Origin of the sequence: Paraglaciecola polaris LMG 21857 (assembly GCF_000315055.1) — a bacterium.
Taxonomy (GTDB): Bacteria; Pseudomonadota; Gammaproteobacteria; order Enterobacterales; family Alteromonadaceae; genus Paraglaciecola; species Paraglaciecola polaris.
The window spans coordinates 44,580-56,126 of record NZ_BAER01000095.1 but is presented as its reverse complement, the minus strand read 5'-3'; the positions used below and the strand labels follow the sequence as shown (position 1 = coordinate 56,126).

At 44.8% G+C, this 11,547-nt stretch carries 8 protein-coding genes; 4 read left to right on the top strand and 4 right to left on the bottom strand.

Annotation, left to right across the window (positions count from 1 at the left end; translation table 11 throughout):
• Nucleotides 1-310 precede the first annotated feature (310 nt).
• Genes GPLA_RS15815 through GPLA_RS15800 form a run of 4 tightly spaced genes read left to right on the top strand, consistent with a single transcriptional unit; the run spans nt 311 to nt 6,784 of the window.
• On the top strand, nt 311-3,997 hold the full coding sequence (locus GPLA_RS15815) for an ATP-binding protein (RefSeq protein WP_007105952.1): 3,687 nt from the start codon (nt 311-313) through the stop codon (nt 3,995-3,997).
• Nucleotides 3,994-4,617, top strand: a complete 624-nt coding sequence (locus GPLA_RS15810; RefSeq protein ID WP_007105951.1) for a condensin complex protein MksE — start codon at nt 3,994-3,996, stop codon at nt 4,615-4,617. The genes GPLA_RS15815 and GPLA_RS15810 overlap by 4 nt, the downstream gene beginning before the upstream one ends.
• Nucleotides 4,614-5,888 carry a hypothetical protein gene (locus GPLA_RS15805; protein WP_007105950.1) on the top strand — a complete coding sequence of 425 codons (1,275 nt, stop codon included), beginning with the start codon at nt 4,614-4,616 and terminating at the stop codon, nt 5,886-5,888. Before GPLA_RS15810 ends, GPLA_RS15805 begins: the two co-directional genes overlap by 4 nt.
• A gap of 8 nt (nt 5,889-5,896) precedes the next feature.
• On the top strand, nt 5,897-6,784 hold the full coding sequence (locus tag GPLA_RS15800; RefSeq protein WP_007105949.1) for a DUF7281 domain-containing protein: 888 nt from the start codon (nt 5,897-5,899) through the stop codon (nt 6,782-6,784).
• A gap of 72 nt (nt 6,785-6,856) precedes the next feature.
• Here GPLA_RS15800 and GPLA_RS15795 read toward each other — a convergent pair whose 3' ends face one another.
• Genes GPLA_RS15795 through GPLA_RS15780 form a run of 4 tightly spaced genes read right to left on the bottom strand, consistent with a single transcriptional unit; the run spans nt 6,857 to nt 11,471 of the window.
• The gene (locus tag GPLA_RS15795; RefSeq protein WP_007105948.1) at nt 6,857-8,083 is read right to left on the bottom strand and encodes an ABC transporter permease; all 1,227 of its coding nucleotides are present in this window, start codon (nt 8,081-8,083) and stop codon (nt 6,857-6,859) included.
• A gap of 15 nt (nt 8,084-8,098) precedes the next feature.
• Nucleotides 8,099-9,406, bottom strand: a complete 1,308-nt coding sequence (locus GPLA_RS15790) for an ABC transporter permease (RefSeq protein WP_040515053.1) — start codon at nt 9,404-9,406, stop codon at nt 8,099-8,101.
• Nucleotides 9,399-10,115, bottom strand: a complete 717-nt coding sequence (locus tag GPLA_RS15785; RefSeq protein ID WP_007105946.1) for an ABC transporter ATP-binding protein — start codon at nt 10,113-10,115, stop codon at nt 9,399-9,401. The genes GPLA_RS15790 and GPLA_RS15785 overlap by 8 nt, the downstream gene beginning before the upstream one ends.
• Nucleotides 10,116-10,172: 57 nt before the next feature.
• On the bottom strand, nt 10,173-11,471 hold the full coding sequence (locus GPLA_RS15780; protein WP_007105945.1) for an efflux RND transporter periplasmic adaptor subunit: 1,299 nt from the start codon (nt 11,469-11,471) through the stop codon (nt 10,173-10,175).
• Between the last annotated feature and the right edge of the window lie 76 nt (nt 11,472-11,547).

Sequence of the window (11,547 nt, the reverse complement as noted above, 5' to 3'; positions counted from 1 at the left end):
CAGTCTCGAAAGGTCCTAGGTTCAAATCCTGCTCCCGCAACCAACCGATACCTCAGTAATCGTTGGTAGAATTCAAAGTAAAAACAAAAGCAAATTAGTTACGGCATAGTGTAATTAGAGCTATTACGTTGGTTTACTAAAGTTGTTTTAATCCGCTCGTTCGTTGTTCATTGTGCGACTAAATGTCATTCCTAATCGACTAAGCCAATTTCAAGGTATTCAAGTCGCTTAAATCTAGGTAAAATTTGCCATTCGTATTTTGCCAAACCTGTTTGGCGTGTTTTTCCCCATCCCTGAGTAAAGGACAGCTATGCCTGGGTTACACCGCATTATATTAATTAATTGTCATCTTCCCGGTTTTGTTGAACTTGATGTATCTGGGCACAGTAATATCTGTGGTACCAACGCATCAGGTAAAACCACCTTACAGCGCCTTATCCCGGTTTTTTATGGGGAGTTACCTAGTAAAGTGGTGCCTAAAACCCGTAAAAAGTTTGATGAATTTTATTTGCCCCATGCCAATAGCTATCTTATCTATGAATATCAGCGAGAAGATGGTCATCAATGTCAGGTCGTGCTAACCAGAAAAGGCAGCGACGGCGTGCAATATCGCTTTATCGGTGCCCCGTACCAAAGTGAACAACTATTAGTGGCTATGGAGAATGGCGAAGCTCAAGCTATGATGCCCGAACAATGGATTAAGCAACTCAGACAGCTGCAGATTGATTTTTCTCATAAGATCCAGGCAACCAGTGAATTTAGAGGGATCATCCAAAACGATGCGAGTGTCGGGGGATCGGGGCGCGAGAATACCAAGCTGCGCCAGTTAGCCAGTCGTTACAGTTTAGTGTCGAGTCAACATCGCATTCGTCACATGGAAAAGCTCGTCAGTGCGGTCCATGCCAAAGAAGGCAAAATGGATACCTTGCGCACTATGCTGGCAGCCATTTTCGAAGAAGATGGTTTAGTGCAGCCAATGACGACTGTGAAAAATACTAAGGCGCGTGAATGGATCACGCAAATGCGCCAGACCATGCGTTTACAGAGTATGCAGGACGAATATGAAAAAATTCAGGGACAGACTGAGCAGCTTAATGTCATTGAACAGCAGCTACTCCTGCTTAAACCGCTGTTAGAAAAAGACTTGCACACCTTAACCACAGAAAAAGCTGACGGTCAGGAAAACCGCAGCGCTCTAAAGAACCAACAGCGTTCTGAAAAAGACATTTTTGAAAAGGCAGAAGGGGAGCTCAATAGCCGTCTTAGTGAAACCAAGGAACAACTTGGGGCCAAGTCGTCCCGTTTGGATCATTTACAGCAGCAGTATGAAAAATATCAAGACACAGATATCGAACGGCTGCAAAAAGACATGGATGCGCTACCGTTAAAGCGCGAAGAATATGAGCAAGGTTTAGAGCAATACAACTTACTGATTGAACAACACAAAGATCTGCAGAGTCAGCTTGAACAACAGAAATTTAAATTATCTGAGTCGTTAGAGAGATTATCGCGCAAGAACCAAGCGAGTGTGAAAGTCATCAGGCAACAGAAAGAAAATGTTCGCCAAACACATCAAGATAAGGAAACCGAATTACGCGGTCAATTTGAACAGCGTAAAGAACAGCAAGCTCAGCAATTTGAACAACAGTTAATGAATGTTGAGCGTAGTATTGTGCGCCAAGAACATCAGGCTAAACATGCATCGGCCACAGATCAAGAAGTTGAAAATGGTGGGCTGGCAGACAAACGCTTAGAATTAGCACAGCGTGCATGGCAACAAAGCTCCAGTGCTAAAAAACAAGCTGAAACTACGCATCAGCAATGTCAGCAAAAACGCGACGAAGCAGACAAAGACCTGCACCGAGCTAGGCTTGCCACTAGGCAAGGTAAAGATCATTTACAACAGTTACATAAACAACTATCTCCTGAACAAGACAGCTTACGTCAGTTTTTACGTGACAATAAACCCGGTTGGGAGCACAGCATAGGTAGGTTGATTGTTGAGCCTTTACTTGAACGGAAAGACCTGTCACCTGTACTAGTCGCCGCGAGTAGCAAAGAACACGATAATAGCGTTTTAGGTGTCCAGCTGGATATGTCGGTTATTGATGCGCCGGCTTATGCGCAAGATGAAACGGCGCTGCGCTTAGCGCTTGAGCAAGCCACCAAGCATTTACTCGGCGCAGAGAAGCACCAAAAGCAGACTGAGTCTGAGTTAGACCAGCTTCATCAAGAAGCTGAAATTCAACGTGAAATGGTGTCTGAGCGAAACCGAGCCTTCGAACAGGCAGAGCAAGAAGTGAGTTATGCGCAAAGCGCCAAGCAGCGCTTTTCTGATGAACTGAAAACTGCCTTAGAGAAAAGGCGGGCCCAGGCTCAGCAAACGTTACAAAGCCTGCTGCATGAAAAACAGCAAATAGTTGAGCAAAAATCCGCCGCAATCGCTTTGCTTAAATCTGATTACGACGAGCAGTTACTGGAATTTAAATCCGGTTGGCAAGATGAGCTAGCGGTATTAGATGAACAAATAGATGAATTAGACAAACAAGTTGAATATAAGCGCCAGCAAAACCGTGAGCAAATTAAGCAATTAGAAGATGCGTTCAATCAGGAGCTGGCGAATAAAGATATTGACCCCAACACGTTGAAAGCGCTGAAACAGCAAACAGAATCTTTGAAAAGTCATATTCAAAGCGTGACGGGTCGCCGGGAAGAACTAAACGAGTACAAAACGTTTATGCAGTCAGATTGGCTTAAGCAACGCCCCATTTTACTCGAGCAAGAAGCTGAGCTTAAAGCGTTATCCCAACAATTGACACAGCAGCAAACGTCCTTGCAACGTCAGTATCAAAACAAACGCACAGAGCTAAGCCAAGCACTATCAGCAGTTGAAAAACGTCTAGCTGCTTGGGGAGCGTTGGTAACAGAAATCGAACCTATGGTCAGGCAGTTGGCGAACATAGTATTTTCATTTACCGCTGATGATGATCACGAGATAAATGTAGGTGATCAGGCTGAACGTATCAGCCGTTGCACTGAAGCCCTCGAAAGTCGCAGTCGTGGCGAGAAAAAGCTTAAAGAAGCCCTAACGGAATTCGAAGCAAGTCTTGGAAAAGATGCCGGTAAGGACTTCTTAGATGCCATGCTGCAAGCGTTTAGCGTATTAGATGACGATGCCAATGTGCGTGACAGGTTACCGATCCTGCAACGTTTACTGAGTATATTGGCATCACGCCAGCGACAAATTGTTGAGCAAGGTGAAACCATAGGGGGCGATCTGAATAAGTTTTTCACTGTTTTCAGTGATATCAATCGCAAAATATCCCTACAGAGCAAACGATTAACCGACGAAGTTTCCGATGATTTAACCCTCGACGGTATAGCCCGCTCCGAGGTGAAAATAATATCGACGGTAGATGAATTAAACTTCTGGACGCCCCTTAAGCGATTCGCCCAGCAATACGATAGTTGGAATAAATCCGATGCTTTTTTACCGAGTGAAGCCTATTTAGATACATTGGCCGACGTGGTAGAAGTACTGCCAAATGATGCCAATTATAGTATTGAATCCTTGTTGCGCTTAGAACTGCACTTGAACGAAGGCGGCTCAGACTTGGTGATCAAAAATGACCGTCAACTGTTAGAGTCTTCGAGTCACGGCATGGCGTACTTGATTTTATGTAAGTTTTTATTGGCCTTTACCCGTTTGTTACGTAACAACGCTAACATCGATATTCACTGGCCCATAGACGAAATTGGTACATTGGCCTATCACAACGTCGAGAAATTGTTCACCGCCTGCGATACCAACCACATTCATATTTTAGGTGCATTTCCTAACCCTGAATCTGATGTGTTGATGTTGTTTAAACATCGCTATTTGATTGATAAACAAAGACAACGCCTAGAAAAAATTGAACCTAAGCTGAGTCGTATCGCTCAGCGTCTGCAACAAAATAAAACGATTGGCAATGAACAGTCACAGGTGACAGCATGATAGAAAATGGCCCACTATTAGAACGCTTATTAGAAGGCGAGTTTATCTGCGCGGTAACGGACGAGCATAGTTTTCATAAACTGCAGAACGCGCAACTGGTTGAAGATCTTAATCACTTTCTGCGTCCGTTAAATCGTCGTGTGGCCAAAAGTGAAGATGGTGCGGTCTATTTTCTCGCTTACTGCGACTTAAATCAGCAAGCTCGCCAACAATTAAGCCATCAGTTTAACGCCACAGTGCAGTCGCTGTTACCTATGTTGGAATGGATGCAGCTAGTCCAAGAAGCCATGGGCAAAGATGGCGCGCTTAGTGCCGGAGACACGATTAAGTTACAGGATTTTGAATCAAAGGTGGTAGATAACCAATCCCTTAGTCAACGTCTTGCGCAGCTCTCCAGCGATAAGTTGTTCAAATCCACCAGCGATAAGTCTGACATGCAAATCAAGCAAGTCTTTAAACGTATTAAGGAGCTTGGCTATTTGTATCAGCCTCACAAAGACCGTTTATTTTATATTGTAACGGGTAAAGTTGAGCAACTGATTGAACTGGTGCGCTTCATTAAAGATGAAGAGAATGTGCCTATTAGCGACGATATCTCTGAGCAAGAGGCGATGTTTTGAGCGCCCTAGTAGAAGCAAAAAGCAGCGCCCAAAGTAATCCTTTATATGCGTTAGGAAAAGAGCGCTTGGAGCTGATTGGTAAACACGCTGATGCCCTGATGCAAGGGTATTTGCAAGGTCATGTTGATGAGAGCAGTTTCAGCCAACAAGCCCTCGACAAACTGATTAACGGGCGCATTCTGTGGCGCCCAGACGAGCAACAACCTCTGAGCCTGCGACCTAATGTAAATGAACTTATTGCAGGTTTAACCCAGGATGAACGTAAACGGCAGATCAACTCTGACGTAGGCGAACATTTAGACTTGATCCACACCCGGGTACAGTCATTGCACGGCGCGCGGCAAAAAGGGGATTATGCTGCCAGTGAACACCATATGCAGCTGCTTACCGAGCGTGTGCATGATATGACCGGTCAGTTCGGTGATGCCATTGAGAGTCTTTGGCATAGATTGAACACGGAGTTTGGTTTTGTTAGCAGTTTAGACGATAAAATATTAGAAATTGAGCTCGCCCAGCGTCAATTACGCCGTATATTGGATGGTTTTAAAATCATTAACTTCGATGATTTGATTCAATTAGCCGGCAGTGACGGCGCATTACGCAAGTTGCTTGTTAGTCAACTACAGGCCCGTATTTCAGAGCATTCAGGTTCCTTGTTTGAGGTACAAAAGCGTTTGGTGTTGCTCATGGCGCGTTTTCGCCATCAACAAGAACGTGCATTGTTGGTTAATCGCATGAGTGCTTTTTTACGTCAGCATCCGAATTTTAAAGTTGGAGATTACGCCAACCGGAGTCAAGTGCCGTCTGTGATAAATCAGGCGCACGGCATAATTGCACTAGGGTTTATTGCCATAGACAGGGCACAAGACAGTTACGCGTTAGCTGAACTCGCCCGCGCTATTCCAAGAGATCTGGTTCCAGCATTACATTCTGAAAAACAAACTCAAGGTTTTGCGACATCGATACAAGATTTAGTGGCCACAGAGCAAAAGCAATTAGCAAAAGATGTGGAAGATTACTTTTTGCACGTAATTGAAAGTAGCGCAGCGATAAGTGGTGTTGAATACCTCGCTGAACAGCAATTACCTTGGGAGCCTGAAATGTGGTTGTTTCAAATCGTGGCAGAATACGAAGGCCTACCTCAGCAAAACAAGCAGAGTTTTATGCTCAAAAAAGACAGCGACCGACACAGCCCGTTTAACCATTTGCATATTATTGAAGATGTCACTTTGGGTATGCGTTTCTTCGATGAGTTTCAGGCGACAGGTTAATACGGACAATGACAGACGCACTCACCCCTAAGGCGAAAGCACTGTTAAAGGAACAGTATTTCGCCTTAATGTACGATGATAGTGCCTTCACGCAAAAAGTCGCCACGGTGAAGCAGATTACCACTTGGTGCGAACAGGCATACATAGAGCCTGGCCATTGGCTTGTCATGGATAAGCGTTATCGTTTTCACCGAGACGCCATTGAGGCTATTCGGGATGCTTACCAGATGAGCATGGGTGAGGATATATTTACTGATTTTAGCCAAGATACGCATCAAAGCGCCGCCCAAAAAAGTGCTGATGAAAAGCAAGGGAGCATAAAGCCTACTCATCACTTGATCCTATGTGCGCTAACACAACCTTCAATTGTAGACCGCTTCAAACAGGACTTTTACCCGAGTCAGCAAGTGAACATCGAACTGGATATACGAGCTTTAGATGTCAGTGGTTATGACGCGCTTTTGATGATAGAAAATCGTGATAGCTTTAATGATTGGCATGTATTTTCAGCCCAGGTAAAGAGTGACTTGCAAAAGGTACTGGTCTTTTATCGAGGTGATAGCCATTACAGTGTTGCCGCCAGCCATTTGTTACAGCAATGGCGCAAGGATCACAGTGCGAAGCCAGTGATCTATTTTGGTGATTTTGATTTAATGGGCGTACGCATTGCTGTGGGTGGCCAATGTACACATTTATTGTTACCAACCTATGCGTATTTGGATGCTAATTTAGTGCCGCAACACTTCCCCGTTGAGCAAGAGAAGTTACTGGCAGGTTTACGCCGGGATTGCCCGTCAAGCTGGCAGTCACTGATAGGTTTAATGGCTTGTAAACGTGCTGGGTTACGACAGCAGAAAATGTATCGCGTGCCTTTGGCCCTTTATCCTGCTCAATAAAATGGGGTCGGGAGCATCTCTTCCCAGGCATTCTGTTTAGCCTGATAACAACGCACCTAGGGTAAACGTAAACTAGTTACTTCTGGTTGCCATCGCAGGGGAAACGCCCATCGCGCGATAAGCGGGCTTAATCACCGCTAACTGACTAATCAGGAATAAACTTACTATTCCAAGTGGCAAATAATATAGCGGCAGCGGCACAAGAGCATACTGGGATACGAGAAAAACATTCAAGCCGAGTGTCACTATGCTGCCTAACAACACACCCATTGCACAAAGTAGTGCGTTTTCGAGCATAAAATGATGCAATATTTGACGCTTACTTGCCCCTAATGCTCGGCGGATACCTATTTGTTGCCTGCGTTTATTGATATTAAAACTGGCTAACCCCGCCACTCCCATAGCCGTCACAAAGGCCAACACGATTATGACGATCAGTAATATGCTGACGGTGGCAATATCCGCAGCGTAGATTTCATCTTTGGCCTGTTGAATACTTTTTACTTTACGAATGACCCGTTGGGTGTTCATCTTGGCCAGTGTTGCCGTTAATGTTTGCATAATTTCATCTCGTCGCCCGGGCTGCGTACGAATAACATAGCGTGCTGAGTTATGGGTGACTCGGGCAGGGGAGATAATTGTTTGTTCTACATGTGCCCAGTCAACCCAAGGGGCATATAATTGTTCAACAATCCCTTTAACAATTATGGGCGTGTTGTGATTGACATAAATCGTTTTGCCTACGGCTTTTTGCCATTGCTGATCACCAAATAACGCCGCCGCTGTTGCGCGGCTAAGTAAAACGTGACTCGGCCATTGGCTATCAGCTTCCTCAAGCCATAAGGTATCCTGTTGGTTAAAGTTTTCACCTGCTAGCAATGTTAACCCAAAGGTATTGATGCCGTGCTCATCGAATTTATAACTCGCAGCGGGAATGAGTTGGGCACTGCTCTCAGGGCTCGTTTGGATCTCATACCAGTTGCCGCTGTCTGACAGTGGAAATGAATTGGCTTGTAGCGCGTCTATCACCCCATCTGTACCACGAATAAGCGCTAAGTCTTGCTCTATAGAGGCTCTGGGGTTGAAATCTTGACTGAATCCAGAGCTGGTAAGAAAAAACAAATTGGGCTCATCAATGCCACTTTCACGCTCTATATGCACATAACGATCCCATGTAATCGCAACGCCATTGGTGATTATGGCCATTGTGATTGCGACTTGTATCACGACTAATATCGCGCTGAATTTTTGCTGTAACAGGGCACGAAATATAGGACCGATATTTAGCAGTAAATTCATTAGATAAGCCCTCGGTTACTGTTTCAATTGTGTGGCTAACACTGGGCGACATGCAGTATAAACGGGCACGAGTCCCGCGATAATAGTACCCATAACTGCCAGTAGAATAACGCTTAGTGCGATAGGTATATCAAGTTCGATCAAGCGTCCATAACCAGCATAAAGTGAGGCAACCCCCTGCAATCCCACTAACGCTAAAATAATGCCTATCAAGCCGCCACACAGGCCGATGAAAACAACCTCAAGTGAATATTGCATTACGATTTGACTAAAATTAGCACCCAAGGCCCGGCGCAGGCCTATTTCGCTATGCTTGGTGTGTAATTTGGCACTTAATAAGCTCGCCGCATTGATTAAGCAAACCAGCAAAAACATAATTGATAACCAAAACATAATTTGCACATCTTGTTTAACCACTTGTTTATATTCAAGCCATTGAGCAACATTTAACAATCGGTTATTCAATGGACGAGGGAAGCGGCCTAAGGATTTCTGCTGTTGTACGTACTGGGTGAGATAGTCAGCAAACTGTGATTTTTGTTGGGGATTATCCAATTCGACCCAAAGCTGGAAATTAGTGCATTCCGAATGCATAAATGCATCATAACGCTCGCTTTCTACCGCCTTCCAGCAACTTGTTATCCCGCCATGGGGCAATTCAAACACCGCTTTTAACTCTAAGGGTAAATACATTTCTTCTGGATCACTAAACGCGCCATAAGACATGTCGTAAAACTTTGGTGACAGGTGCCAGTCGTTCAATACCCCGACCACGGTAAAGGTAGCGCCCAACATGGTAAGTGTTTGGCCAACCGAGTTGGCACCATGAAAAACCCGTTGATTGGTTTCTTTGCTTAATACCACCACATAATCGTTATTTTGTTCAGCGTTTTCATCCCAACCTGCGCCATATAAAAAAGGCACATCAAACATGGGGAAAAAGTCTTTGCTGGTGACGCGCATCAATGCCAGAAATGGGGTTAGTCCTTGCTCTGCCGGGTTGACCATTCCCCAGGTTATGGCGCTGGCACTCTGGCGTTTTGCTTGTCTTGCTTGAACGACATTACGGGCATCGGTCCAAGTAACGAATTCAGGGGGCAGATCCGGAGATATCGCAGCCTGATTCGGATCCCAGTTATCTAATTGCACGCGAAATAACTGCCCACTTTTATGGGCAATCGGATTAGACGACATGCTGTTAACCAAAGTCAAGGTGATCGTACAGGCTGCAATCCCAAGAGCAATGGTAAGCATGGTTAATATACTGTGCACTTTAGCGCCTAAAATACTCAACAGGGCCAGTCGGCAATAGTAGTTAAACACTTGGTGTGATTTCAGCTTGTGTTTGTATATGAGCAGCCGTTTCGCTGGCATCACAGACTTTGCCATCACGTACAATAATTTGTCGCTGAGCTTGTTTGGCGAGCGCCTGATCGTGTGTCACCATGATAATGGTGGTGCCACTTTGGTTAATTTCTTGAAGTAGGGTCATTACACTGTTGGCCATGTCACTGTCTAGGTTACCGGTTGGCTCATCAGCCAATAAAAATCGTGGTGTGCCTGCTAGCGCCCTCGCAATCGCCACGCGTTGCTGTTGGCCGCCAGATAATTGCGCGGGATAGTGCTTAATACGCTTGCCTAGGCCCACTCGCTCAAGGTTTTGTATGATCCGACTTTTACGCTCAGCAGCGTTAAAACCACGATAACGTAAGGGCACGTCTACGTTATCAAATAGGTTTAAATCAGGAATAAGATTAAAGCTTTGAAAAATAAAACCGATTTTCTCATTGCGTAATTGACTGCGCTGTTTATCGTTCAGACCCTGTATGTTTTCACCATCCAGGGTGTACTGGCCACTGTCGAACGTTTCGAGTAATCCTGCAACATTTAAAAAAGTGGTTTTACCCGAGCCAGATGTGCCGGTTACCGCCACAAAGTCGCCTTCACTGACGTTGAGGTTGAATTCTCTTAAGGCATGGGTCTGCACCACATCCGTGGTGAAAACTTTACCGATATTTTTCATGACTAACATAGTGCACCTTATTATTGTTGTTGTGCCAATTACGCGACTATTTTTAGCGAGTCAATTTTAGTGAGCCAATAACACAGTTTCGGCACTGTTAAGCGCGTCTGTAGAAGAGATGATGACTTGGTCACCTTTATTTAACCCTGCGAGTATCTCCACTTCACTCAAGCTACGCGCGCCAATTGTTATCGGTTGGCGTACTGCCATGTCGTTTTTAACCACGTAGGCGAAACGACCATTATCACTTTGTAAAAACTGGCCTCTGGTGAGTGTCAGCACATTGTGCTTATTTTCCATCAATATACGCGTGCTTAAACGCTGGTTTTGGCGCAGGCCACTTGGCTGCTCTAGGGTTTTGCCTTGTATATCTTGCTTGGCAAAGCGCACTCGACCGTTCACCTGATTATTTTCAATTTCAGGTGAAATGGTGACCAATACGGCTGGGTATTGTTGTCCGTTAAGACCCACTTGGGCATCCATACCTATTGCGAGATCATCGGCATAACTTTCAGGAATATCGACCTCTAACTCGAATTCGGATAAATCGACCACACTCAATATGGCCTGATTTTTACTGACTTGATTTTTTTGCTGTACGGCAAGATTACCCACAATTCCATTGACCGGTGACTTGACTTGTAACTGGTCTACTTGGCGCTGTGTTTCTGATACTTGCAGCGCTTGATGTTCTATCATCAACTGCTGTGTTTTGAGTTCAAAATCGTGACTTTCCTGATCCAAACTGGCATCTTGCAACGCATGCTTGTACACCAATTGAGCGTTTTTAAGATCGTCTTGAGCCTTCTCGTAATCTATTTCGCTAATGGCATGCGTGGTATAGGCATTATCGGCCCGGCGCTTTTCCCGCTCGGCCGCTATGGTGGCGACTTGCGCTAAGTCCGCTGCCTTTTGTTTTTCTAAGGCGAGTTTTTTACCTTGAATCGCTTGCCTTTCTAACTCTAATTTATTGCGCTGTAAACTGGACTGTTCTTGCTTGAGTTGGTTGGTTAGTTTTGGACTATCAATAAGTGCTAATACTTGATTCTTTTCTACTTTATCACCTGCATCCACTAACAATGTAATGGTGCCTTGGGCAGGACTGTAAAGCCGTGGACTCACAGCCGCTACCACTCGACCTTGGACTGATAAGTCGCGTACAAAGTCTTTTTCGGTGACGATTGCCATGCGCACATTTTGCATAGATAAACTGGTATCTGCCGATGACCATCTGGCAAACGCTCCTGCAAAAATAACCAATAATGTTATCAATATCAGCAAAACGATGAGGCCAACCCATAGCCGTTTTTTGGATGAAGATGTTTGCAACACTGTGTCTTGTGAACTGGTATCGGTAATATTCACTAATGATCCTTGAGACATTTGTCATAGGCGAGTACATTTAAATAACGACTCGACCCTCAACGTCTTGTTAACTAAG